Annotated in this window: 22 protein-coding genes and 3 pseudogenes; 16 read left to right on the forward strand and 9 right to left on the reverse strand. The window is 52.6% G+C overall.

Annotated elements, in window-relative coordinates; genetic code table 11:
• Nucleotides 1-182: 182 nt before the first annotated feature.
• Both BQ8005_RS03040 and BQ8005_RS03045 read left to right on the forward strand, forming a co-directional pair.
• Nucleotides 183-1,955, forward strand: a complete 1,773-nt coding sequence (locus tag BQ8005_RS03040) for a LysM peptidoglycan-binding domain-containing protein (protein WP_075318881.1) — start codon at nucleotides 183-185, stop codon at nucleotides 1,953-1,955.
• A gap of 54 nt (nucleotides 1,956-2,009) precedes the next feature.
• On the forward strand, nucleotides 2,010-2,699 hold the full coding sequence (locus BQ8005_RS03045) for a porin family protein (protein ID WP_075317003.1): 690 nt from the start codon (nucleotides 2,010-2,012) through the stop codon (nucleotides 2,697-2,699).
• Between the two features lie 27 nt (nucleotides 2,700-2,726).
• Here the strand turns inward: BQ8005_RS03045 and BQ8005_RS03050 are convergent, their stop codons facing one another.
• From BQ8005_RS03050 to BQ8005_RS03065, 3 genes are all read right to left on the reverse strand, one after another.
• On the reverse strand, nucleotides 2,727-3,671 hold the full coding sequence (locus BQ8005_RS03050) for a retropepsin-like aspartic protease (RefSeq protein WP_075317004.1): 945 nt from the start codon (nucleotides 3,669-3,671) through the stop codon (nucleotides 2,727-2,729).
• A 69-nt stretch (nucleotides 3,672-3,740) separates the two neighbouring features.
• Entirely contained in the window at nucleotides 3,741-5,876 is a 2,136-nt protein-coding gene (locus tag BQ8005_RS03055; RefSeq protein WP_075317005.1) for an outer membrane beta-barrel protein, read from the reverse strand.
• 425 nt (nucleotides 5,877-6,301) lie between these two features.
• Nucleotides 6,302-6,973 carry a CatA-like O-acetyltransferase gene (locus BQ8005_RS03065; protein WP_075317007.1) on the reverse strand — a complete coding sequence of 224 codons (672 nt, stop codon included), beginning with the start codon at nucleotides 6,971-6,973 and terminating at the stop codon, nucleotides 6,302-6,304.
• Between the two features lie 166 nt (nucleotides 6,974-7,139).
• Between BQ8005_RS03065 and BQ8005_RS03070 the strand changes: the two genes are divergently transcribed.
• From BQ8005_RS03070 to bioA, 8 genes and pseudogenes are all read left to right on the forward strand, one after another.
• Complete coding sequence (locus tag BQ8005_RS03070; protein WP_075317008.1) at nucleotides 7,140-7,706, forward strand: DapH/DapD/GlmU-related protein; 567 nt, start codon at nucleotides 7,140-7,142, stop codon at nucleotides 7,704-7,706.
• Nucleotides 7,707-7,720: 14 nt separating this feature from the next.
• A complete protein-coding gene (locus tag BQ8005_RS03075) occupies nucleotides 7,721-8,539 on the forward strand; it encodes a carboxymuconolactone decarboxylase family protein (protein ID WP_021847447.1) in 819 nt (272 codons plus the stop codon).
• A gap of 13 nt (nucleotides 8,540-8,552) precedes the next feature.
• Nucleotides 8,553-9,113 carry a flavodoxin gene (locus BQ8005_RS03080; protein ID WP_075317009.1) on the forward strand — a complete coding sequence of 187 codons (561 nt, stop codon included), beginning with the start codon at nucleotides 8,553-8,555 and terminating at the stop codon, nucleotides 9,111-9,113.
• A gap of 74 nt (nucleotides 9,114-9,187) precedes the next feature.
• Nucleotides 9,188-10,708: a sensor histidine kinase gene (locus tag BQ8005_RS03085; RefSeq protein WP_075317010.1), complete on the forward strand. Its 1,521-nt coding sequence runs from the start codon at nucleotides 9,188-9,190 to the stop codon at nucleotides 10,706-10,708.
• 4 nt (nucleotides 10,709-10,712) lie between these two features.
• Complete coding sequence (locus BQ8005_RS03090) at nucleotides 10,713-11,408, forward strand: response regulator transcription factor (RefSeq protein ID WP_075317011.1); 696 nt, start codon at nucleotides 10,713-10,715, stop codon at nucleotides 11,406-11,408.
• An 82-nt stretch (nucleotides 11,409-11,490) separates the two neighbouring features.
• Complete coding sequence (locus tag BQ8005_RS03095) at nucleotides 11,491-12,090, forward strand: occludin (protein WP_075317012.1); 600 nt, start codon at nucleotides 11,491-11,493, stop codon at nucleotides 12,088-12,090.
• 13 nt (nucleotides 12,091-12,103) lie between these two features.
• Nucleotides 12,104-13,000: an SDR family oxidoreductase gene (locus tag BQ8005_RS03100; RefSeq protein WP_200806321.1), complete on the forward strand. Its 897-nt coding sequence runs from the start codon at nucleotides 12,104-12,106 to the stop codon at nucleotides 12,998-13,000.
• Nucleotides 13,001-13,265: 265 nt separating this feature from the next.
• A pseudogene (bioA, locus tag BQ8005_RS03105) lies at nucleotides 13,266-15,323 on the forward strand (adenosylmethionine--8-amino-7-oxononanoate transaminase); the annotation flags it as partial.
• On the opposite strand, the pseudogene BQ8005_RS17960 reads toward bioA, so the two are convergent.
• From BQ8005_RS17960 to BQ8005_RS03130, 6 genes and pseudogenes are all read right to left on the reverse strand, one after another.
• Nucleotides 15,294-15,392, reverse strand: a pseudogene (locus tag BQ8005_RS17960) (hypothetical protein); the annotation flags it as partial. The pseudogenes bioA and BQ8005_RS17960 sit on opposite strands and share 30 nt — an antisense overlap.
• A gap of 112 nt (nucleotides 15,393-15,504) precedes the next feature.
• Nucleotides 15,505-15,696 (reverse strand): energy transducer TonB, encoded by a 192-nt coding sequence (locus tag BQ8005_RS17885; RefSeq protein WP_083610484.1) that lies wholly within the window; start codon nucleotides 15,694-15,696, stop codon nucleotides 15,505-15,507.
• A gap of 6 nt (nucleotides 15,697-15,702) precedes the next feature.
• Complete coding sequence (locus tag BQ8005_RS03115) at nucleotides 15,703-15,915, reverse strand: hypothetical protein (protein ID WP_075317013.1); 213 nt, start codon at nucleotides 15,913-15,915, stop codon at nucleotides 15,703-15,705.
• A gap of 323 nt (nucleotides 15,916-16,238) precedes the next feature.
• Complete coding sequence (locus BQ8005_RS03125; RefSeq protein ID WP_159436195.1) at nucleotides 16,239-16,751, reverse strand: hypothetical protein; 513 nt, start codon at nucleotides 16,749-16,751, stop codon at nucleotides 16,239-16,241.
• Nucleotides 16,752-16,763: 12 nt separating this feature from the next.
• Nucleotides 16,764-17,006: a hypothetical protein gene (locus tag BQ8005_RS17325; protein ID WP_159436196.1), complete on the reverse strand. Its 243-nt coding sequence runs from the start codon at nucleotides 17,004-17,006 to the stop codon at nucleotides 16,764-16,766.
• Nucleotides 16,975-18,684 (reverse strand): RHS repeat-associated core domain-containing protein, encoded by a 1,710-nt coding sequence (locus BQ8005_RS03130; RefSeq protein ID WP_394334091.1) that lies wholly within the window; start codon nucleotides 18,682-18,684, stop codon nucleotides 16,975-16,977. Before BQ8005_RS03130 ends, BQ8005_RS17325 begins: the two co-directional genes overlap by 32 nt.
• 127 nt (nucleotides 18,685-18,811) lie before the next feature.
• Here BQ8005_RS03130 and BQ8005_RS03135 point away from each other — a divergent pair.
• The 6 genes and pseudogenes from BQ8005_RS03135 to BQ8005_RS03155 form a co-directional block, all read left to right on the forward strand.
• Nucleotides 18,812-20,362: pseudogene (locus tag BQ8005_RS03135) on the forward strand (AAA family ATPase); the annotation flags it as partial.
• Nucleotides 20,363-20,381: 19 nt separating this feature from the next.
• On the forward strand, nucleotides 20,382-20,795 hold the full coding sequence (locus BQ8005_RS03140) for a helix-turn-helix domain-containing protein (protein WP_075317016.1): 414 nt from the start codon (nucleotides 20,382-20,384) through the stop codon (nucleotides 20,793-20,795).
• Nucleotides 20,796-21,023: 228 nt separating this feature from the next.
• On the forward strand, nucleotides 21,024-21,182 hold the full coding sequence (locus BQ8005_RS17495) for a hypothetical protein (protein ID WP_200806323.1): 159 nt from the start codon (nucleotides 21,024-21,026) through the stop codon (nucleotides 21,180-21,182).
• Nucleotides 21,183-21,189: 7 nt separating this feature from the next.
• Nucleotides 21,190-21,735, forward strand: a complete 546-nt coding sequence (locus BQ8005_RS03145; protein ID WP_075317017.1) for a GNAT family N-acetyltransferase — start codon at nucleotides 21,190-21,192, stop codon at nucleotides 21,733-21,735.
• A gap of 448 nt (nucleotides 21,736-22,183) precedes the next feature.
• A complete protein-coding gene (locus BQ8005_RS03150; protein WP_075317018.1) occupies nucleotides 22,184-23,230 on the forward strand; it encodes an N-acetyltransferase in 1,047 nt (348 codons plus the stop codon).
• The gene (locus tag BQ8005_RS03155; protein WP_075317019.1) at nucleotides 23,208-23,618 is read left to right on the forward strand and encodes an ASCH domain-containing protein; all 411 of its coding nucleotides are present in this window, start codon (nucleotides 23,208-23,210) and stop codon (nucleotides 23,616-23,618) included. Before BQ8005_RS03150 ends, BQ8005_RS03155 begins: the two co-directional genes overlap by 23 nt.
• Nucleotides 23,619-23,985: the final 367 nt, after the last annotated feature.

Consider the following 23,985-nt stretch of genomic DNA (forward strand, 5'->3'; position numbering starts at 1 on the left):
TTTTATTCAACTTGCAAAAATAAACGTTTCTTGGCGAATATCAGCTGGTACTGCGCTTTTTTCGGCTTTGGAGCAACACAATATTATTTCTTAACTCAATCCTTTGGCTGAAATGCGACAGATTTGTTAACTTTGCGGCAACTTTGGGTATTATTTTTATTAAAACCGAACGAATGATTGGAATGAAAACAGCCAAACGCACCCTTTGCACCCTGTTGCTGGCTACAGCCTGCAGCTTCGGCATCCGTGCACAAGAAAACCAGACATACTTTTTGCATACCATCGAAAAAGGTCAAAGTCTTTACTCCATCGCCAGCATGTATGGCATCAGCCAGTCCGACATTGTCCGACTGAATCCGGGTAGTGACGAAAAGATATATGTGGGACGCACCCTGCGCATTCCCCGCAAGAAAGAAAGCCAGACGCAGGAAACTTTCCACACCATCGCTGCAGGCGAAACGCTCTACCGCCTCAGCAACCTGTACGGCGTATCGGTACAAGCCATTTGTGATGCCAATCCCGGCCTGGATGCCAATAATTTCCGCACAGGACAAGTCATCCGCATCCCCGCCAAGACACCTGAAACGACAGTCGAAGTTCCCAAAGAACAACCGAAAGAGCCCGAAATGCTCAAACCCAACTGCCGCGACATGCACAAGGTGAAGCGCCGCGAAACCATCTACAGCATCAGCCGTGAATATGGCATTACGGAAGAAGAGCTCATTGCCGCCAATCCTGAACTGAAAGGCGAAAACAAAATCAAGCGCGGCTCCTTCCTCTGCATTCCTTATGCACGCGAAGCCCGTCCAGACAAGACAACGGAACAGAAACCGCTCACCGACCGCGAGCTGTTCGAAGAAAACGACAAGAAAGCCAAGAAATACGCTACCGTAAAGGCTGCCATCATCCTGCCTTTACTGCCCGAAGGCATTCAGAAAAGCGAGTCTACCCGTATGCTCGAATACTACGAAGGACTGCTGATGGCCGTCGACAGCCTGAAGCGCCAGGGTGTATCGTTCGACCTTTATACCTACAACTCCGGTCCTGAAAATGCTTCGTTGCAAAGCATCCTTTCCCGCCGCGAGATGCAGGACGTAAATATCATCTTCGGCCCGCTTTACCAGCAGCATATTCAGCCACTGGCCGAATTTGCCCAAAAGAAAGACATCCGACTGGTCATCCCTTTCACGTCGAAAGACAATTCGGTTTTCCGCAATCCCTGCGTCTACCAGATCAATACGCCGCAGTCCTATCTTTATTCTGAGGTCTACGACCACTTCCTGCGTACTTTCAGCCGCCCCAATGTCATCTTCATCGAAGCCAAAGAAGGAGCCAAGGAAAAGGCAGACTTCATCAAAGGCCTGAAAGAAGAATTGCGCAGCCGTTCCATTCCGATGGTTTCCTTGGCAGACAATTCCGAAGAAGCATCGCTCAGTGCTGCCATGCGAGCCGGCTATGAGAATATCTTCATCCCTACATCGGGCAGCAACCTTACGCTCATCAAACTCCTGCCACACCTGACACTGGCCGTACGCCAACATCCCGAGATGCAATGCCACCTGTTCGGCTATCCCGAATGGCAGACCTACACCAAGGATCATCTGGAATCGTTCTTCGAACTCGATACTTATTTCTATTCGTCTTTCTATACCAACAACCTGTTGCCGGCAGCCTCCAACTTCACCCGCAACTACCGTCACTGGTATGGCAAAGACCTGGAAGAGCGCTACCCGAAGTATGGCATCTTAGGATTCGACACGGGATATTTCTTCCTGAAAGGTTTGTCGCAATACGGTTCCAAGCTTGAAGACAATCTGGATCGCCTGCAAGTCAATCCCATTCAGACGGGCTTCAAGTTCCAGCGCGTCAACAACTGGGGAGGCTTCATCAACCGGAAAGTATTCTTCGTGCGTTTTACCAAAAACTACGAGTTACTCAAACTGGACTTTGACTGATTGAGAGTTGAGAATTGATTGAGAGATGAAACATTGAGAATTGAACGTTGAATAATGAAACTGAAAACCATACTTCCCGCCATCCTGTTCCTCTCCGCCCTGACTGTTCCCGTGCAAGCTCAGGTAGGAGAACAGCGCTACAACTTCACCGTCGGCATCAACGGCGGTGTCAACCTCAACAGTGTCAGCTTTTCGCCCAGCGTGCAACAGAAGAACCTGATGGCTCCCGTAGGAGGCATCACGTTGCGCTATGTCTCCGAACGTTTCTTCAGAATGATTTGTGGTGTCCAACTGGAAGTCAACTATTCACAACACGGATGGGACGAGTTCTACGAAGACTATCCCGACCTGCAATACACGCGCAAGATGAATTACGTCGAACTGCCGTTCCTGGCCCATCTGGCATTCGGCAAGGAAGGCCGCGGTCTGCAATTCTTCCTCAACGCCGGACCGCAAATCGGTTTCTTCCTGAACGAAAGCTACACACAAAGCGGTCCGTGGGAAAACTATCCCAACCTTACCACCGAACAGCATGACATGGATGTGGAAAACAAGTTCGATTATGGTATAACGGCCGGCCTCGGTGTAGAACTGCGCACCAAAGTCGGCCATTTCCAGGTAGAAGGACGCTATTACTATGGCCTCTCCGATTTCTACCACAGCACCAAGAAAGATTATTTCGCCCGTGCTGCCCACGGGGTGATCGGAATCAAAATGGCTTATCTGTTCGACATCACCAAATAATCCGGAAAAGAAGAACAATCCCTTTATTCAACGAACCAGAAAATCATAGAAAGGAGTATAGAGCCGGTCGTTCACTTCCAGATAGAGATCATTGTTCTTGAAGTCATAGAGCTGGTTGAAACGCTGTAGGAAGTTGTTTCCCAGCACACCGTCCATTTTTTTGCTTGCCTGTACTCCTGTTGTCACCGTAGAAAAAGCACCGGGTATGCGAAGCAAAGTCAATGTTCCTCCCAGTGTTACCGAGTCGAAGAATACGTTCTGAAGTTCGCCGCCATCCTTCACCGTACCGGCTATGCGCGAGATGGCGAAGGGTTTCTGCGTGCCCAACAGGCCGTTGCGACGTACAAAGGGCGTATTGAGGTCGAACACACGGTCGGAACCCGTATCCACCGCTACCGACACCTGATAATCTACCCCATTGACCTTTACGCCGACCGGTACGACCGGCACTCCCAAACGATAGTCCATCTTCAGCCTGACAGCCTTGTCCGATACCGCCTTCTGCCCGTCGCCCAACTCATACAGGAAGATGGATTTCCGCCGATAATCAATGCGGACATCGAAGTTCCTCAGATAAGACAGCCCCAGCACGCCGTCCCAGGCATCGGGCGGATAAGGGATGGCTATCAACTTCAGGCCGGAAATGGCCCGGCTGCCCATCCTCACCACCTGCGAGGGGGCTGTGGAAGGAATAGTCTCCACCGAATTGGCACTATTGTTCTCCACACTTTCCGTAAAGGCAGCCAGCCCTTCGGTGCGCGGCGAATTGGAATTGAGCACCACATCCGTCGCTCCCGTGTCCAGCAGAAAGCGCAGGGGACGGTCATCCTGTCCGTTGATATAAACTGTCACATACAAACGTTTGTCGGCACCCAGTTCGAAAGGTATCGTGTCGACCGGAATTACTTCTGCCCGGAGCGGCAAACCCAACAGGCAGGCAAAGCATAAACTTAACAATGTTGTTTTCTTCATATTATTCTTTCATTTGAAATTCTTCCATGAGTATACAATCTTCTCCCTTTTATCTCCTCCTCGTCTTTCCTATTTGAACCGCGACGTATCCACCGCCTCGCGCTTCTTCTCCTTGTATCCACCAAACTTCCAGGCGAAGGAAAGGCCAACGCTGCGGAAGCTGGAGTACTCGTTCGTCACCCACTGGCGGGCGTAGCGTATCTGCGGACAGGGCATCGAGGTCTGGAGGATGTCGCGACACCAGGCGGTAAGCACGGCATTGCCGCCGAGAAAGGTGTAGCGCAGCGTGGCCGAAAGGTCGCCGCATGTGGGAATATCGTAGATACCCTGGATGGCGCGGCCTTGGAGACGCCCGTCGACGGTCAGGCGGATGTCGGGCTTGCGGCTCAGGGTGAAGGTGTTGTTCAGCACGGCAATGCCCAGCAGGCGGTGGCGGTCGAAGGGCAGGTCGTAGAAGTCGCTGTCCTTCTGACGCATCCACAGGCCGATGAGGGTAAGGCGCGAGTTGAGCCACTGTCCGGCCTTGAAGGGGACGGAGGCCTGGAGGCCCGCCTGCTGCTCGAAGTCGAAGTTCAGGTACTTGTACAGCTCCAGCAGTTCGTCGGGCGACTGGTAGAGCGTCTGCACGGCGCGGTCCTTGGTATGGTTGAACCAGGCGCGGAAGACATACTTCGACTTCAGGATATAGGTCAGCGAGGTGGAATAGTCGATGGCAGGTTTCAGCAACGGATTGCCGTGTATCTCGCTGTAGCCGCCGCCCAGGTAGGAGACGACGTCCTGTACGGCCCAATAGTCGGGATAGCTCTTGTCGCTGCTGAAGTTGAGCTGGAGGATGTGCCCGTCGGCAGGCAGATAAGTCAGGTTGAGGACGGGATAGACGTCCCACTCGTCCCACACGGGTGTCTTGTAGCGCTCCACGGCCAGCGAGAAGTCCGTCATCAGCTTCCGGCCGAACGACTTGCTGAAGCCTGCATACAGGTTGAGCGTCTGTTCGCGGCGGCGCGACCGGACGTCGGCCGGCAACCCGGATTCTTCATTCTTCTTTAATTCTTCATTCTCATACGTCTGGTACGAATGGTCCACGCTCGTGGTGTAGACCGCCCCGTAGTTCAGCCCCCAGCCGTTCTTCAGCTGATGCTCCTGCGCGAGGAAGAACTTCCAGGCGTTGATGCGCTGGCCGTCTTCAGTATAGAAGTCGAGGGAATCATTGCCCATGCGGCTGTGCAGCAGCTGGTCGCCCGGAGCGTTGTACCACGTGAACTCCGCGCCCGCCTTCAGTCCGATGGGCGTCCGATAATCCAGGCGGCCGTTGTGCAGCCACGAGGTCTGGCCGCTCACGCTTTCGGCCGTCTGTGTGCCCGTAGAGTTCTGGCGGGTGTGACTGGTGGCATAGGCGCCGTTGTAGACGAAGCTCAGCGAATGGTTCTCGGCCAGCGTGTAGTCCGTGCCCAGGCGGAAGCTGTGGGTGTGGCTGCGGGCGCGCATCTCCTCGTGGTTGTCGATGAGATGCGTCGAGCCGTCGGCCTGCTGCCAGTGGCGGGCTTCCTTGTCGGTGGTGTTGAAGCTCTCGCCGTGGCTGTGAGAGTAAAGAAAGTCGGCCGAAAATTTCCGGCCATTATATAATAAGGAAGCGCGCTCCTCGAACGAGGCCTCGTGCTCCTGGTTGTATTTCCCGTAGACCTCGCCCTGCACCACGCCGGGGTCGCCGATGCGGTGGCGCAGGCGGACGTTGATCATCGCCCCGCGCACCTGATAGCGGGCAGGCGCGTTATACATCACCTCCACGCGCTCAATGCGGTCGGCAGGCAGCGACTTCAGCAGGGCGTAGAGCTGCGCGCCGCTCATGTTCGTCACCTTGCCGTCCAGCACGACGGTGACCGCCTGCATGCCCAGCGTCAGTGCGCCGTCCTGCTCCACCACGCCGGGCAGTTCCTTCAGGGCTTCGTAGACGTTGTCCACGGGGCGGTCCTTGATCATCCGCGACAGGTCGTATTCCAGCTTGCCTGCCGATGCCTTGACGACGGGTCGTTCGCCCACCACCATTACCTCGGGCAGGTGGCGGTAGAGGCTGTCCATGCGGGCATCGCCCGTCAGGATGCTGTCGGCGGACAGCGTCCGCAGGTTCTCATTTTTCAGATTCTCCTGGGCGGAGAGCGGCAGGGCCAGAAGCAGGCAGGCTGCCGGGAGGAAGTAGAGTCGTTTCATATATGGTATTTTTATAAAATCCTCATCCCAAAACTGCTGAGGTACCTCAGCCGGCCGTCAGAGGCCTCAGATTTGCTCCCGACATAGGTCGGCTGGCCGTCAGAGGCCGCGGATTTGCTCCCGACATAGGTCGGCGGGCTGTCGGAGGCCGCGGATTTGCTCCCGACATAGGTCGGCGGGCCGTCAGAGCCCTCGGAAACGCTCCCGACATAGGTCGGCTGGCCGTCAGAGCCCTCGGAAATGCTCCCGACATAGGTCGGCGGGCCGTCGGAGGCCGCGGAAATGCTCCCGACATAGGTCGGCTGGCCGTCAGAGGCCGCGGAAATGCTCCCGACATAGGTCGGCAGATGCAAAAGTCCGAAAAAAAACAAAAAGCCCGCGTTACCGCAGGCTTACGAAGTCTTATCGAGTGTTATCGGGCGGGATTATTCTGTCTTTCCGTCCTCCGCAATCTCCTTCAGATGTTGCTCTATCTTCTGGAAGAACAGCGACAGATGGGAACCGTCGACAAAGGCGTGGTTCACGTAGATGGACAGCGGCATCAGCAGGCGGCCTTCGCGGGTGACGGCCTTGCCGGCGGTCATCAGCGGATAGTTGCAGGCGTTGCCCGCCTCGGCCAGGGTGTAGGTGACGGAGGTGAAGTACATGCCGGGCACGGCGCTCAGGTGCACCACGTCGTAGTCGCCCTGCGCCATCAGGGTCTTCTCGGCACCGTAGGGGTCACCGTCAGGAGGGATGTTCGTCATGAGCCGATGGGCTTCGGCGTAGAAGGTATCAAAGTCTTCGTGATAAGGGATGCGCAGGGTGAAGAACGTGCGACCCGGCACGGCGATGGGCGTGATGATGTCCACGCGGTCGTGGAACACCACTTGTCCCTGCTTGTCGATGCGGTAGCGCAGCTCGTCCACCTCGTTGGCGGCGCGCACCACGGCGTAGAGGTAATGGAGGAAAAAGGAACGGCCCCGGCGACGGGCGGCCTCGCGGGCTTCGGTACAGTCTATCTCGGTGGTGACGGTGTACCACGAGCTGACGAAGGTCTGGAAGAAACGGTAGTTGTCGCGGCGGACCCAGGTGTCTACATCAATGATATGTTTCATGCTTCATTCATTTTTAATACGAGCGCAAAGATAGGCTTTTCGGCGCTCCCCGCCAACGCCGTCCTTGGCGAAATCCGTAAAACGGGTACAAAATTCCCGCATCGGGGTTATCTTCCCATCCGCCCGCCACGCTATCTTTGCATCGGATATCAAAACGGACTGAATCATGACTATCGAAAATTTCAAAGAATTTGTAAAGACGCGCCGTCCGCTGGACACCGAAGACATCGGACGGTTCATGAACGACATGAGCGACGAAGCACGGCGCATCACCTTCCAACTGAACACAGCCTACCACACACCCGACGAAGTACGCCGGCTGCTCTCCCAGCTCTTCGGCTACGAGGTGCCCGGCTCGCTCCGCGTGTTCCCGCCCTTCTATACGGACTTCGGCAAGAACATCACCGTGGGACGCGACGTGTTCATCAACGCCTGCTGCCACTTCCAGGACCACGGCGGAGTGACGCTGGGCGACGGTTGCCAGATAGGACACAACGTCGTGTTCGCCACCCTCAACCACGAACTCGCCCCCGAGCGGCGGCACGTCACCCTGCCCGCCCCCATCGTCCTGGGGCGCCGCGTCTGGGTGGGGTCGAACGCCACCATCCTCTCCGGAGTGACCATCGGCGACAATGCCGTCGTGGCGGCCGGTGCCGTGGTGACGAAGGACGTACCTCCCGGCGCCGTGGTGGGAGGAGTGCCCGCCCGCATCATCAAGTACATCACCAACTAAACACACCTATTCGTATGAACAAACTTATTGTATCATCTATCTTTTGCATTCTAACACTGAACAGTATGGCACAACAGAAAATTGTACAGACAGCCGGACGTGACCAACTGGGCGAGTTCGCCCCCGAGTTTGCCCGCCTGAACGACGACATCCTCTTCGGAGAGGTATGGAGCCGCAACGACCTCCTGAGCCTGCGCGACCGCAGCCTCGTCACCCTGACCGCCCTCATCAGCCAGGGCATGACCGACTCGTCGCTCACCTATCACCTGCAGACGGCCCGCCAGAACGGCATCAGCCGGACGGAGATCTCCGAAATCATCACCCACATCGCCTTCTACGCCGGATGGCCCAAGGCATGGGCAGCCTTCCGCCTGGCCAAGGACGTATGGGCCGACGACACGCCCGCCACGGACGCCAAAGCCGCCTTCCAGCGAACGATGATTTTCCCCATCGGCGAACCGAATACGGCCTACAGCCGCTACTTCACGGGAAACAGCTACCTGGCCCGTATCTCAGACACACAGGTGCCTTTTGCCAACGTCACCTTCGAGCCACGCTGCCGCAACAACTGGCACATCCACAAGGCCACGAAGGGCGGCGGACAGATGCTGGTCGGCGTAGCCGGACGCGGCTGGTACCAGGAAGAAGGCAAGCCTGCACAGGAAATCCTGCCCGGCACGGTCATCCACATCCCCGCCAACGTGAAGCACTGGCACGGCGCGGCGGCCGACAGCTGGTTTGCCCACCTGGCCTTCGAAATCGCAGGCGAGAACACCTCCAACGAATGGCTGGAACCCGTGACGGACGAGGAATACAACCAACTTCAACCCTAAAAAACATCCCTTTATGTACAAACGATTATTCACCTGGCTGGCAGTGGTGGGCATCTGTCTCGCCCTGCCGGCACAATCCAAACTACACATGAAAACATCAGATACCCCAAAGGCACTCGTAACCTACTTCTCGGCCACGGGCAACACCGCCCGAGCCGCCCGGCTGATAGCTGCTGCCACCGGCGCCGACCTCTACGAAATCCGCCCTGCACAAACCTATACAGAAAAAGACCTTGACTGGCACGATGCCCACTCGCGCAGCTCGGTCGAAATGAAGGACCCCAAAGCCCGCCCCGCCATCCAGACACCCAAAGCCGACGTGGAAGCCTACGACGTCATCTTCATCGGCTACCCCATCTGGTGGGATCTCGCGCCGAGGGTCATCAACACCTTCATCGAAAGCCACAACCTGAAAGGCAAGACGGTCGTACCCTTCGCCACCTCGGGCAGCAGTTCGATCACTAACAGCGCCGCCACGTTGAAGAAGGATTATCCCGACCTCAACTGGAAGGCAGGCAAACTGCTGAACCGCGCCACCGAAAAAACGGTAAGCGAATGGGTAGAAAACCTGTAATTTCCGGCCGCAAAAGTGTTATTTAGTCTTACCATATTCGTGGGGATAAGGATGAACTCCGTATCTTTATCCCCATGAAACTGCCCTCGAAATACATCGCCCTGCTCGTCGTCCTCTCGCTGGCGGGCATTTTCGCCTATCAGGCCTACTGGCTGACAGGCCTCTATCGCACCATGCGCACCGACCTGGAACGCAACATTACGGAGGCCATGCGCATCAGCGACTACAACGAGATGCTGGTACGCATCGAACGCTTGCAGGAAAGGAACAGAGAGCATGGCGAAGTTTCCATCTCCACTGGATTTGATGAGCAGGGCAAACAGTTCGTGCGGAGCAGCACCGTGCTGCATCAAGTATCTGACACTGTGATAGAGGGATTCACCGCCCGGAACGATACGCTACAGCGGATAGAGACGGATACCGTATGCCCCAGTGCCATGCTTCATGCAAAGGAGGGATTTGATATGCTGCTGCGTAACCAGCGTACTATGACCGGCATGGCCATTTACCTGCAACGCGGACTGCACTCGGGGCTCGACATATTGACAAGTCCCGATTTCAGTGTATACGACAGCCTGCTCAACACCCGCCTCAGGGAGATGAACATCCCCATCCGCTACCGCCTGCAATACCTCTACTCGGGCTATGACATCCATGACCGCTGGATGTATACAGATACCCTGGCTACGGGCGGTACACCCGGCTATGTACCCGGCCCCGATGCCGTCAGCTACCAGTATGCCTTCTCTTCCTCGGAGCATGATGTTTATCGGCTCACTACTGAGCCGTTGGGCAACCTCGTACTGCGACAGATGGCGGGTATCCTCACGACCTCGCTGGTCATCCTCCTCATCCTCGGTTTCTCCTTCTGGTACCTCATCCGCACCATCCTGCGGCAGAAGACGCTGGAAGAAATGAAGAGCGACTTCACCAACAACATCACCCACGAACTGAAGACGCCCATCGCCGTGGCTTATGCTGCCACCGATGCCCTACTCAACTTCCATCAGGCCGACGACCCCGGCAAGCGCGAACGCTACCTGCGTATCTGCCAAGAGCAGCTCAGCCGCCTTGGCGGACTGGTGGAGCAGATACTCTCCATGTCGATGGAACGGCGCAAGACCTTCCGCCTCCACCTCGAAGAGATACGGCTGGCCGACCTCCTGCCCTCGCTCATAGAGCTGCACAAGCTGAAGGCCGACAAGCCTGTCCATGTCACCCTCGACATCGTCCCCGAAGACCTGACCGTCACTGCCGACCGCACACACCTGGCCAACATCGTGAGCAACCTGCTGGACAACGCCGTGAAGTATTCGCGCGACAGAGCCGACATCACCGTCCGCTGCCGCCGCACCGAAACCGATGGCCGGACGTGGGCAGAAATCAACGTCGCCGACCACGGCATCGGCATTGCCCGCGACCGCCAGCCTCACGTATTCGACAAGTTCTATCGCGTGCCCACCGGCAACCTGCATGAAGTGAAAGGCTACGGCCTTGGCCTCTTCTATGTCAAGACGATGGTGGAGAAGCACGGCGGAACGGTGGAAGTGAAAAGCGAACCTGGAAAAGGAAGTGAGTTTATTGTAAGAATTTAATCGAATGGAAAAGATAAAAGTACTATTAGTCGAGGATGAACAGACCCTCGCCATGATTATCAAGGACACCCTCGAAGGCCAGGGTTTCCTCATCCAAACTGCCGCCGACGGCGAAGAGGGATTGCGCCTGTTCTTCGACCTGCGCCCCGACGTGCTGGTGGCCGACGTCATGATGCCCCGCATGGACGGCTTCGAAATGGTGCGCCGCATCCGCCAGACCGACCGACGCACGCCCGTCCTCTTCCTCACAGCCCGTTCGGCGGTGAACGACGTGGTCGAAGGCTTCGAACTGGGTGCCAACGACTATCTGAAGAAACCCTTCGGCATGCAGGAACTCATCGTGCGCATCAAGGCACTGATGGGCCGCGCCTGCACCTACACCCCGCCTGCCGAAAGCGAACAAATTCTCTACGAGATAGGCCGTTACCAACTCGACACACGCCGCCAGCTCCTTCTGCACGAAGGTCTGAAGCAGGAACTTTCACATCGCGAAGCCGAAATCCTGCGCCGCCTTTGCCAAAACCGCAACTGCGTAGTGAGCATGCGAGACATCCTGCTCGACCTTTGGGGTGACGACTCCTTCTTCAACCAGCGCAGCCTGCACGTCTTCATCACCAAGCTCCGCCACAAGCTGGCCAAGGACGACCACATCCGCATCATCAACGTGCGGGGTGTCGGATACAAACTGATTACAGAATAAAAAACCGATAAATAGTCTTAAGACAGAGTGAAGAGTGTCAGGAAAAGCCGTATCTTTGATGCTGACAACAATATATAAAGATATGAAACGATTCTTAGTTCTCTTTTCACTCCTTGCCATATACTGCGGCATTGCCCTTGCACAGACCGAAGCGGCCGCCGATACCCTGCGCCAGGCAACGGGCGACATTCCTCCGACAGGCGACCAATTACTGCCCGACGGTGTAAAAAGCTACGACGGTTTCCTGATAGACATGAACAATCTGGTGAAGCTGCCTACACCGGACATGAACAAGACTTACAAAATCGTTATTCCCGACGCCAGCAAGGATTATAACTGGATATTCCGCCTGAACCCCGATGTCACCTATTCGTCGGGACTGAGCAATATGTTCTCCCTGTCGGGTTCACCCTATTTCAGCAGCAACCCGTTCGGCATCATGGGCTTCGGCTTCGGCAACACGACGGACAACGTGCAGATGGGCAGTTTCCGCCTGAAGAACGGCTGGCGGCTGAACACCTACGGCGAATACGACAAGGACGGCTGGCGGGTACCCAACCCTTCGGCCCTGCCCTGGCAGAAGAACAACTTCAAGGGCGCTTTCGAACTGAAGTCGCAGGACGGTTCGTTCGGCATCCGCATTGAGGTGCAGAAGGGACGTGAAAATCCGTTCTTCTATTAAAATACCGAACATCATGCAACAGAAGATACTGATCGTAGGAGCCAACGGCTTTACGGGCCGGCGCATCCTCGACACCCTGTCGGGCAAAGCAGACTTCCAGGTGACCGGCTGTTCGCTGCACCCTGATATCTGCCCGGACGCAAACAGCTACCGCTTTGTGCAAGCCGACATCCGCGATGATGCAGCCGTCCGCCGCCTGTTTGAGGAAATACAACCCGACATCGTCATCAATACCTCCGCCCTCTCCTCGCCCGACTATTGCGAAAACCACCGCGAAGAGACAGACGAGACCAACATCCATGCCGCCGCCCGCCTGGCCGAAAACTGCGAACGCCTCGGCAGCCGCCTCATCCACCTGTCCACGGACTTCGTGTTCGGCGGAGACACCGACCGCCTCTACACCGAAGAAGACATGCCCGCCCCCGTGAACTACTACGGCCGGAGCAAGTGGGAGAGCGAACAACAGGTGGCCCGGCTGTGCAGCAACTATGCCGTGGCACGCATCGTGGTGGTCTACGGACAACCCCTGCCCGGCCAGCACGGCAACATCGTACGCCTCGTGGCCGACCGCCTGCGCAGCGGACAGCCCATCCGTGTGGTGAACGACCAATGGCGCACGCCGACCTTTGTGAACGACGTGGCGCAAGGCGTGGAACAGCTCATCAGCCACCCGTCCAACGGCCTCTTCCACATCTGCGGCCCGGAATGCCTGACTATTGCCGACATTGCCTGTCGCGTGGCCGACGTACTGCAACTGGACGCCTCGCTGATACAACCCGTCAGCACCGCCGAGATGCAGGAAGCTACGCCCCGCCCCCGCTTCAGCGGCCTGAGCATCGACAAGGCCCGTCGCCTGCTGGGCTACCGCCCGCACTCGCTGGACGAAGGTATCCGGGCCATGTTCAGCTGAAAACTGCGTTTTCGCTTTTGTACGTCACTCAGTTTACTTATCTTTGCCATCCGTAAAATCAAACAGGAGACTGACCCTCGTGAAAAAGAAATTCATCTCAAAAACGTCGTTGCGCTTCCGCCGCTGGAGTCACAAGAGCTATGCTGCCTTTGCCAGCATCGGGCGGAATGTCACCATCGGACGCCTGTCCAAAGGCGTGGCCGACAGCTCGCTGCGCAAACAGACGGACACGACGGACACACTCCTTCCATCCTTATCATCCATTATGACCATCGAACAACTGAAACTGCGGGTACTGGCAGGCACAGCCCTGTCGCCCGAAGAAGCGGCCTGGCTGGCAGGTACAGCCGACCGCGAGGCGCTCTACCGCGCCGCCCATGAGATTACCGAGGCATGCGCCCCGCGCGAATTCGATATGTGCTCCATCGTCAATGCCAAGTCGGGCCGATGCCCTGAAAACTGCAAATGGTGCGCACAATCCTCTCACTACCACACACAGGCCGACATCTACGACCTGCTGCCCGCCGAAGAATGCCTGCGGCACGCCCGTGCCAACGAAGAGCAGGACGTCAACCGGTTCTCACTGGTGACCAGCGGACGAAAACCTTCCAAGAAACAGATTGAACAACTTTGCGACACGGTGCGCTACCTGCGCCGCCATTCGTCCATCCAGCTCTGTGCCTCGCTGGGCCTGGCCGATGAAGACGAACTGCGGCAACTGCACGAAGCCGGCGTGACGCGCTACCACTGCAACCTCGAGACGGCTCCCAGCTATTTCCCCACCCTCTGCTCCACGCATACGCAGGAGGAAAAGATACGCACGCTGGAGGCAGCCCGCCGCGTGGGTATGAACGTGTGCAGCGGCGGCATCATCGGCATGGGCGAAACGATGGAGCAGCGCATCGAACTGGCCTTCACGCTCCGCAAGCTGGGCGTGCAATCCATCCCCATGAATCTGCTCAGCCCCATCAAGGGCACGCCGCTCGAACATCAGGCACCGCTGACCGAAGACGAAATACTGACAACCATCGCCCTCTTCCGCTTCATCAACCCCACGGCCTACCTGCGTTTCGCAGGCGGACGTTCGCAGCTGAGCCGCGACGCCGTGAAGAAAGCCTTATATATAGGTATCAACTCGGCCATCGTGGGTGACCTGCTCACCACCCTCGGCTCGAAGGTAGCCGAAGACAAGCAGCTGGTGCGTGAAGCGGGCTACCGCCTGTGCGACTCGCAATTCGACCGCGAACACCTGTGGCATCCCTATACCTCGACCACCAACCCGCTACCCGTCTATAAAGTGAAGAGTGCGCAGGGGGCGACCATCACGCTGGAAAGCGGTGAGACGCTGGTCGAAGGCATGTCGTCGTGGTGGTGCCAGGTACACGGATACAACCATTCCGTGCTGAACCGGGCCGTGGAAGAACAACTGAAACGGATGTCGCACGTCATGTTCGGCGGCCTGACGCACGACCCTGCCATCGAACTGGGCCGTCTGCTGCTGCCGCTGGTGCCGCCGTCGATGCAGAAAATCTTCTACGCCGACTCAGGCTCCGTAGCCGTGGAGGTAGCGCTGAAGATGGCCGTACAATATTGGGTCGGACGGGGAAAGGAGAAGAAAAACAATTTCGTCACCATCCGCTCGGGCTACCACGGCGACACGTGGAATGCCATGTCGGTCTGCGACCCCGTCACGGGCATGCACTCGCTCTTCGGAAGCGCCCTGCCTGTGCGCTACTTCGTGCCGCAGCCCCGCTCGCGCTTCGACGGCGAATGGACCCCCGACGACATCCTGCCGCTGAAAGAGACCATCGAACGTCATGCCGACGAACTGGCCCCCCTCACCCTCGACCCCATCGTACAGGGCGCGGGCGGCATGTGGTTCTCCCCCCCGCAATCCCTGCGCGAAGCCGCCCGCCTGTGCCGCGAACACGGCCTGCTGCTCATCTTCGACGAGATAGCCACGGGCTTCGGACGGACGGGACGCCTCTTTGCCTGGGAGCACGCGGGTGTGGAGCCGGACATCATGTGCATCGGCAAGGCGCTGACGGGCGGATACATGACGCTGTCCGCCGTGCTGGCCACGAACGAGGTGGCGGACACCATCTCGAACCACGCCCCCGGCTGCTTCATGCACGGCCCCACGTTCATGGGCAATCCGCTGGCCTGCGCCTGCGCCTGCGCCTCCATCCGCCTACTCACGTCGGCCGAATACGACTGGCAGGGACGGGTGCGCCGCATCGAAGCGCAGCTGCGCCGCGAGCTGGAGCGGGGAAGCGCCCGCCCGCAACGTCTGCACGGGGCGTCCCAGGCCGTCGAAATAAGACAGCGTCTCCAGGAAAAGGTTGCCCGAGGTGTCGAGCATGTCGCGGCGGAGGATGTGGCTGCGGTCCATGCAGATTGTCGTAGTATAGTAAAAATGTAGTAGACATTGAAATACAGAATAATCCCTGAAACAGACAAAATCTGAAGTAGGGATTACTTTCCGCCTTAATTAAATGGATCAATTACTTTATGCGACAATGTATCGGTAAAAAGTATTCAGAGCTCACCATCTGACCATTTTTCTTACCCAGACGCCATTGAGGCATAGAATATATTATTCTTACCACTTCATCATTTAACTTTGCATCAATGCCTTGCAAAACTTCTACATCAATTATATTACCTTTTTCTGTTACAACAAACTTACATATAATCTGACCTTAAAAACTTGCATCTGCATAGACTTCAGGAAAAACAAAATGTTTATCAACATAAGCAAGCAAAAAATCATACTCGCCTGTAAACATTAGGATGGAATCAAGCTCCATTAGCTGATATATTTTACCTTCCTTTTGATGAAGGGTATTTGGACCATTTTGTGAATAGCCATAAAAACACAACAATAAAGTTATAACTAAAGCCCTTATTCCCATTTCATGTTTCTAATAGTTCATTTATTGATTCATTTATTTTTTTAAACAGTTCTCTATTTAAATCAATCTCTCCACTTCCATACTGGTGTGATGCCTGTTTCCTATCATCTTGAGTTTTTATATAAGTGTGAGCATGGCCATTAGCTTCGTGACTATAAGTCTGAGCTCGCCCTTCTTCCAGCAAATCAGAGTTTACAATAATTTTTCATTTACTAATGTTGCTTTCCTAGTATACTGACATCATTATAATAAACCATGAAATAAGCAAAATAAACAAGTAATTCTTGAAACAGAAAAACTGAATCAAGAATTACTTTTTATAGCTACATATTTACATATGCAATGTATAATTGTTGCTTAATGGGATCTAATATATAAAATGCCACAGCTCCAGTTGCTGAATATAATGCAAAATACGCATAATTCGAATTGAGAAGTTGAAACATCTCAGAACTCCATTGATTACGTTTATTACTATCAAATCGAATAGAAAAAGCGATCTCACATTCATTTCTCCATTCAATTGTATCCATTGGACATATATGCCAATTCTCTTTTAACCAAACAGAGTCATAAGGCTTATCATATAATTTGAAAGATGAGTTAAAGATAAAAGAGTGAATAGTTGAACTTGACAAATGGTATACCTCAATTACATCATAGTCATGCAAAGTAAAAGGATCATATGAATAGTCAACAGAAATTATTGATGCTTCTGTTATTCCTAATATCTGCGCTATTTCTTCTTCGCTTTTTCCATGATAATAAAAGCAAGCATAATAAATTACACTACCACTAATAAGAATTAGTAATAAAATTATCCATTTATTATTCATATCCATCTAAATCTATAAAAACCATCTTCTACTACCAAAAGGCCTGTAAACTTTATTATGTACTTGTCCTACTCCGTAACCATAAATACCATATTTTATACCTTCTCCTGCCCAAAATTTTCCAATCCTTGTTGCAAAGTTGCGGAACATCCTTCCTTTTTGGTAATCAAAGTCATATGTATCTATAAGCCCATTCGTTCCGCCTACTCTAACATGCCCGACTTCATCCAATAAAGTTATACCTAATGTTCCCATATACCAATCCTGTTTTCACATTTGGATGTAGTGGATGAAAGTAATTATAGTATACAATCTTGTTTAAAGTCAGATCCTCGATAGTCAACGGTGACAAATCAATTTTTGAAACATCAACGAACAAAGGTTGCCCACTTCCTTTTCTGTACCATTCGTTGGCTTCACCCAGAGTCAATACTCCATCATAATCTGGTCTGCTTGACAAACTGCTGAAACTTTGTTGGAAGTTAGCCTGAGCCTGTAGTCCGTTCAATCCTTCAAATCCCAAATTATGTGCCAACGCTTCCTCATGAGACATTCCTTGGGTAAAATCATCAGCGTCCATAATGATTGCATCTCCTTGCAAACCTTCATCATCAGTTCCCAATAAATTACCGTTTCTGTCATAGATAGGACTTGTCAGACACCCGCTGGGATCTATGAAATTCGTCGGATTGTTACCGCAATAACCATAAGGAGAAGTGGTATAATCTTCCCCTGCCATCGGATCCACCGTCGTAAACCTTCCCAGCGCCGGGTCATAGTGTCGTGCCCCGTAGTCGTACCAGTTCAGACCGTTCTTCGTATCCAATTCCTTCCCGTTGTACTTGTAAGGCTGAACGTTCGTAGAGCTTGCGAAAAGTCCTCCGAAGGGATAGTAATGGTTCACCTCCTCTACCGTACCGTTCTGATTCAGCACCACCCGGTTGTTCCCCTGATGGTCCGTCAGGTAGTAGTGGTATTTCCGGTCGGACAGGGTGACGTAGCCGGCTTCCGTCAGCAGCAGCTTCTGCACACCGTTTTCATAGACCACGTTCCCGCAATAGTCCGTTGTGGTGGTAGTACCGTTGATGACATGCTTCGTGCGGAGCTTGGTTCCGTCGGCAGCATAGACGTATTCAATGGTGCTTCCGTCACCGAACGTGACCTTGCCTGGCAAATTTAAGAAATTATACTGAATATTGCTAATGTTACGGTTCAAATCTTTCGTCAGGTTGCCGTTCGCGTCGTAGGCATACTCATTGGCCTGCTTTACAGCATCTTTGAACTCGAAACCGTTGTTGTAGGCCGTGGCGGTGGAAGCGTCGTCCACACGGTTCAGTTGGTTACCGTTCAGGGTGAAAATCAGGTTGTCTATCAAACCGTAGCTGCTTGCCCCCGTCTGCCCGTAGCGGTGAAGGCTGAGGATGTTCCCGTTCTTGTCGTAACTTGTCACCTTCTCGGTGAAGCGGCCTGCGTTGCTGCTTAGCGAAGTACCTTCCCCGTAGACCGCATCAAGCAGACGGTTCAGCCCGTCATAGGTGAACTTGTAGCCACGGGGCGTTGTCTCATTCCCCGCCTTCCACGTCATGCCGCTGATGTTCCCGTTGTAACAGGGAATTGCGCCGTCGTTGTACTGCAAGGTCTGCGTGAACTTCCCGTCGATACCCGTCAGCCAGTCGCGGATGTTGTAGGTATAAGTCTGGCGGTTTGCCTCCAACCCGTGCGGAGTCTTGCTCTGCAGACGGCCCAGTTCGTCGTAGGTATTCGAGACAAGCGTCACCGTCACGCCTCCCAGCGTGTGCTCCACCTTCGTCAGGCGTTCGGCATGGTCGTAGGTGTAGGTGGTCACTTCCGTGAGTGCGGGTTTCCCGCTTGCCGTGTGCGTATGGCTCACCACGGCGGGCTTGCCGGTGAAGGTATAGACGGTGGTGGTCACGTCGTGCCCGCCCAGCAGGTTGCTACGTGCCGTTTAATATTATTCTTTTTTTTATTTCATAGTAGTACCATTTGATTAAAAGCTTCAAGAGAGGTTGTGCCAACGTTTCAACACAACCTCACGGCCTCTGCATTCGTTCAGTTCCGTCAATCAGGAAGGGAAAAGCTATACCTTGACTGAAACGGCACAGGAACCGATGTATGGCTATGTAGGCGACAAATACATTAAAATCTACCGCCCGCGCTCGGAGATGCGTTTCCTCTATGCCGGAGATTTGGGCGACAATTACTGCTTCGGACTTGACCAATTATCCGCCAAAGGGGATCTGTTGTTTATCACAGGCGGTGAGAAAGACGTGATGAGCCTTGCGGCAAACGGATTCCATGCCATCTGTTTCAATTCGGAAACGACGGTCATCCCTACCTCTGTGCTGATGCTGCTCTCCTACCGGTTCAAACACATTGTCCTGCTGTATGATATGGACAAGACCGGTCTGGAAGTTTCCGCCAAACGGCAGGAAGAATTGAAGCCGTTTGCATTGAAACGCCTTTTGCTGCCACTGTCAGGAACAAAAGAAGAAAAGGATGTAACGGATTATTTTGCGTTGGGACACACGCACGACGATTTATTGAAATTGTTCTTAAACCATTTGGATTCATTATACAAGGAAGATATGTCAGCATGAAAATCATGCGAGTTGGATTTCAACAACCCGCCACCTGTGGCACAGACGATAGTATCGGTGAACGGCGTGCCGCTCGGAACACAAGGGAACCTGCTCTGCATCACCGGCGGGGAGGGTACGGGGAAAAGCAACTATGTGGCCGCCCTGATTGCCGGGGCTGTGAAACCGGAAAACGCGGAAGGCATCGACACGCTGGGCATTTCCATCGAGGGGAACCCGAAAGGCAAGGCGGTGCTGTTCTATGACACCGAACAGAGCGAGGTGCAACTATACAAGAACGTAAGTACCCTGCTGCGCCGTTGCGGGCGCGACACGATGCCGGAGTGGTTCAAGGCATACTGCCTGACGGGAATGAGCCGCAAGGAGCGGCTGAAGTCCATCGTGCTCAGCATGGACAAGTTCCATTACCAGTACGGGGGCATCCATCTGGTGGTGATTGACGGCATCGCCGACCTGATACGCTGCGCCAACGACGAGGCGGAGAGCATCGCCGTCGTGGAGGAACTCTACCGGCTGGCGGGCATCTACAACACGTGCATCGTCACGGTGCTGCACTTCATCCCCAACGGGCTGAAGCTGCGCGGGCACTTGGGCAGCGAACTGCAACGCAAGACTGCCGCCATCCTCTCCATCGAAAAGGACACGAAGCCCGCCGTGTCGGTGGTGAAAGCCCTGAAGGTACGGGACGGCAGCCCGCTGGATGTACCGCTCATGCAATTCGCATGGGACAAGGAGAAGGCGATGCACGCCTATCTGGGCGAGAAACCGAAAGAGGAAAAGGACAGGCGCAAGGAAGAGGAACTCGTGTCGGTAGCACGCGAACTGTTCAGCCGGAAACGCTTCATCGGCTACATGGAGCTTTCAGAAGAACTTCAGGCGGCGTTCGACGTGAAGGAACGCACGGCCAAGAGCTACATCCGCTTCATGCGGGAGAAGGAAATCATTGTGAAATCACCCGACACCCCGAACAGCTACATGCTGGGCGAGGTGTAAAACCATAGGAGGAACGGCCATGTTAGTGGACAAAACAGAATTTGAGGCGTGGATGGAGCGTATCATGGGCGAACTGTACCGCATATCGCGCAAGCTGGACAAGGCGGAGAACCGACAGAAGCACCTGAACTACCTGAACGGGGAACGGCTGTACGACAACCAGGAAGTGTGCCAACTGCTGCGCATCAGCAAGCGCACGCTCCAGCGATACCGGAACAACGGGGCGTTGAAGTTCCATTCGATATACCACAAGACCTATTACAAGGAATCAGACCTGCACGAGTTCATCCGCAACAACTTCGACGAGAACGAAATCAAGCGTCAGGCACGGAAAGACAAGCTGTCGGAAACCTATCCGATGCCCGAAGAAACGGATGAAACCGGCGGGGAGAAAGATACAGAAGATAAAGAACTCCCAGATGATTGTGGATAATGCATCTTGGATTTGCACCGTTCAGGGATATTGCCTACCGCTGTGAAGCCATTCTTTTTGCAATCCGGGAATGTATTTCGCAACTTTTATTCTCCAAAATTTGCAAATTCAATTATTCCGCCCGGCAAAAGGCATGAACGCACCGCTCATTATCAAAGAAATATACCTCATAATTTGATTTTCAATGATATTATCCGTACCTTTGCAATGAATTAAAAACTAAAGATTATGGCTCGACCGATTAAAGAAACGCCGGTGGTTACCGGTAAGGATGCTAAACGCTTTGCAGAAAAAATGGCTCACCTGAAGCCGGAAAGCAAGGAAGAGAAAGAGGCTGCAAAGAAAGTTTATGAGAAGTTCAAGGCCATAGCCGCATTTGCATTCTGATACGAACATGGCTCTTGAAGATTATTATTTCATGCCGCTGAAAGCGGACAGCGAGATAAAGCCGTTTAAGTGCAAGGATGATGACTTAAACGGCTTTTTATTTGAAGATGCCCGAAAGTACCTGACCGACTTGATGGCTGTCACTTATCTATGGGAGGATTTGCCCAATGGCAGGACTGTGGCCTATTTCAGCCTCCTGAACGATAAAATCACTTTTGACCCGGAACAGCGTAGCATTTGGAACCGGTTGAGCCGTCGTGTGCCCAATCCCAAACGGCGCAAAGATTATCCAGCCGTGAAAATAGGCAGACTGGCCGTATCGGAAGAATATGCCGGGCAAGGCATAGGCAGAGATATTATCCGCCTTATCAAATATACTTTCACTCATGGCAATAGAACCGGTTGCCGTTTCATCACGGTAGATGCCTATCAGGACGCCGTCGGTTTTTACCAACAATGCGGTTTTGATTTTCTGTCCGCCAAAGATGAAAAAGACAAGACGCGCTCCATGTACTATGATTTGAAACGTTTTTTAGATAGCGAAGATAGATAGTTCTTTGAATTGAAAAGGCTTGGCAGCCATCCGGCATATACCGGTTGTTGCCAAGCCTTTTTGTTGAACCCCTCTCAGATCCTACTGTTTGTTGAATTGTCAATCAGTTTAGTATCAAATTCTCATGAATAGAAACTATAACCTCTAATCTTATTGTCCACAAATGAGTAAAGACACACCGATAATTTCACAGAAGATATATCCGATTCGAAATAAACAGATAGTTCAAATTTTATTAGGAAAACACTCAAACCACTTCATAATCATTTTTGGGGCTATTGCCAAAGTATCTTACTTTTTTGTATTACCTTTGCACTCGCCCAATTAAACGAAACGAAACAATATGAATCCCTTTTCAGTGCATAACCTGTAGCCAGTCGGGTTAAGGTTGTTTCAAACCTTTGGGCACGGGCTGGATAGGGATCCGTTCGATTTTATTTTAAATATCATGGAAAAAGTAAAGTTTCAACAGATTAATTTGGAAGACCCGTTCTTCACAAGTCTGAAAGAAGATTACTACGGATTTGAAGACTGGTTCCAACGCAAAAGTGACAGTGAAGCCTACATTCAGAGAAAAGACAATGGCGAATTGGAGGCTTTCCTCTATCTTAAAATTGAAAAAGGAGCCGTTGAGGATGTAAATCCCAGACTGCCTGAAGGCAAGCACCTGAAAGTGGGAACATTCAAGATTGATGCCCATAATACAAAGTTGGGCGAGTATTTCATCCAGATGATTATTCGCGTGGCTGTCTACGAACAAGTGGGAGACATTTATGTCACGATATTCGAGAAGCACGAAGGACTGGTGAACTTGCTCAAGAGATACGGCTTTGAACGACGAGGCGCCAAGGGCAATCCCGAAAATCCGGAGAGCGTATATGTCAAGTCGATGACTGCTGTAGGCGATGATTTATGCAAGTGTTTCCCTTTCGTGCACACCAATGGCAAGAATAAATATATGCTGTCTGTACATCCTGATTATCACACGCCTCTATTCCCCGATTCTATTTTGAATACGGAGCAACGGAACAGGGATGAACTGATAAAAGATGTTTCCCATACCAATAGCATCCACAAAGTTTATCTGTGCAAGATGAAAGGTGTCGAAATGTTGATCCCAGGAGATATCCTTGTCATTTATCGCACCAGTGATGGCCAAGGACCTGCATACTACAGGAGCGTGGCAACCTCCATTTGCGTGGTGGAAGAAGTAAAAAGACCTGGTGACTTCAAGAATTTGAATGAATTCATCAAATATACGAATGCTTATAGTGTCTTTGATGAGAAAAAATTAAGAGATTACTATTATAATCACAAAACTGTCGTTATAAAAATGACCTATAATGCGGCATTCAACCATCGCCTTATCAACAAAGAACTGGTTGAGAAAGTAGGATTGGCTCCTCAGTATTGGGGATTTTTCAAGCTGACGGACAAGCAATTTAATGATATAATAGCAAGAGGACAAATAGATGAAAGTATTATTGTCGATTAAACCGGAATTCGTCCACGAGATATTCCAAGGACGAAAAAAATATGAATACAGGAAAAGCATATTTGCCAGGCATGTCACCAAGGTTCTGGTCTACTCCACAAAGCCTGAGGGGATGATTGTCGGCGAATTTTCCATAAAGGCTGTGCTTCAATCCACGCCCAAAGAGTTGTGGGAAAGGACTCGTGAGGATTCGGGCGTATCCAAGCAATACTTTGACGAATATTTCGAAGGTCGTGACACGGGATATGCTTTGCAAATAGAGAATCCAGTGTTATACAGGGAACCGGTGAATCCATTTGAAATGTTCGATTCCTTCGTCGCTCCTCAGTCGTTTCGGTATATTAGGGAAAGGGAGTTGCAACAAGCTATTGATTTTGCTACATTATGAAATGGAACATCCTGTTATAGACGGCATTCATACCGTTAGATAAAGATGATAAGGTATAGTTGAAATAATGCAGAATTATTCATAAGGATAGCGGAACCATGGAAGAAGTTTCGCTATCCTTTTTTAAGCATCTTACCAGACTTCTTTAATGGCAAGCTTGACAAGTATCATTCTTTGCTCCTTTGTTTATTGCGATTATCCATATACAAATATAGACCTTTCATAAAAAATCAAGAAGAGAAATATCTTTTCAGAGGAATAGTTTTGGTAATAAGGGTAGAAAATATTACTTTTGCAAATGAGAAAAGCGTTCTTTTGATTAGTGCAGAACATTGCAGAATATAGAAGCCCACTGGTTTCCAAGTCG

The sequence above is a fragment of the Bacteroides togonis genome (assembly GCF_900130135.1).
Classification (GTDB): Bacteria; Bacteroidota; Bacteroidia; order Bacteroidales; family Bacteroidaceae; genus Bacteroides; species Bacteroides pullorum.

Excerpts from the sequence above, each read along its gene's own strand:
- BQ8005_RS17495 (WP_200806323.1), top strand. The coding sequence starts at position 21,024 with ATGGCTCGACCGATTAAAGAAACGCCGGTGGTTACCGGTAAGGATGCT.
- BQ8005_RS03085 (WP_075317010.1), top strand. The coding sequence starts at position 9,188 with ATGAAACTGCCCTCGAAATACATCGCCCTGCTCGTCGTCCTCTCGCTG.
- BQ8005_RS03125 (WP_159436195.1), bottom strand. The coding sequence starts at position 16,751 with ATGAATAATAAATGGATAATTTTATTACTAATTCTTATTAGTGGTAGT.
- BQ8005_RS03040 (WP_075318881.1), top strand. The coding sequence starts at position 183 with ATGAAAACAGCCAAACGCACCCTTTGCACCCTGTTGCTGGCTACAGCC.
- BQ8005_RS17325 (WP_159436196.1), bottom strand. The coding sequence starts at position 17,006 with ATGGGAACATTAGGTATAACTTTATTGGATGAAGTCGGGCATGTTAGA.
- BQ8005_RS03065 (WP_075317007.1), bottom strand. The coding sequence starts at position 6,973 with ATGAAACATATCATTGATGTAGACACCTGGGTCCGCCGCGACAACTAC.
- BQ8005_RS03095 (WP_075317012.1), top strand. The coding sequence starts at position 11,491 with ATGAAACGATTCTTAGTTCTCTTTTCACTCCTTGCCATATACTGCGGC.
- BQ8005_RS03140 (WP_075317016.1), top strand. The coding sequence starts at position 20,382 with ATGTTAGTGGACAAAACAGAATTTGAGGCGTGGATGGAGCGTATCATG.
- BQ8005_RS03055 (WP_075317005.1), bottom strand. The coding sequence starts at position 5,876 with ATGAAACGACTCTACTTCCTCCCGGCAGCCTGCCTGCTTCTGGCCCTG.
- BQ8005_RS03045 (WP_075317003.1), top strand. The coding sequence starts at position 2,010 with ATGAAACTGAAAACCATACTTCCCGCCATCCTGTTCCTCTCCGCCCTG.
- BQ8005_RS03050 (WP_075317004.1), bottom strand. The coding sequence starts at position 3,671 with ATGAAGAAAACAACATTGTTAAGTTTATGCTTTGCCTGCCTGTTGGGT.
- BQ8005_RS03155 (WP_075317019.1), top strand. The coding sequence starts at position 23,208 with ATGAAAGTATTATTGTCGATTAAACCGGAATTCGTCCACGAGATATTC.
- BQ8005_RS03080 (WP_075317009.1), top strand. The coding sequence starts at position 8,553 with ATGTACAAACGATTATTCACCTGGCTGGCAGTGGTGGGCATCTGTCTC.
- BQ8005_RS03075 (WP_021847447.1), top strand. The coding sequence starts at position 7,721 with ATGAACAAACTTATTGTATCATCTATCTTTTGCATTCTAACACTGAAC.
- BQ8005_RS03070 (WP_075317008.1), top strand. The coding sequence starts at position 7,140 with ATGACTATCGAAAATTTCAAAGAATTTGTAAAGACGCGCCGTCCGCTG.
- BQ8005_RS03115 (WP_075317013.1), bottom strand. The coding sequence starts at position 15,915 with ATGGGAATAAGGGCTTTAGTTATAACTTTATTGTTGTGTTTTTATGGC.
- BQ8005_RS03145 (WP_075317017.1), top strand. The coding sequence starts at position 21,190 with ATGGCTCTTGAAGATTATTATTTCATGCCGCTGAAAGCGGACAGCGAG.
- BQ8005_RS03100 (WP_200806321.1), top strand. The coding sequence starts at position 12,104 with ATGCAACAGAAGATACTGATCGTAGGAGCCAACGGCTTTACGGGCCGG.
- BQ8005_RS03090 (WP_075317011.1), top strand. The coding sequence starts at position 10,713 with ATGGAAAAGATAAAAGTACTATTAGTCGAGGATGAACAGACCCTCGCC.
- BQ8005_RS03150 (WP_075317018.1), top strand. The coding sequence starts at position 22,184 with ATGGAAAAAGTAAAGTTTCAACAGATTAATTTGGAAGACCCGTTCTTC.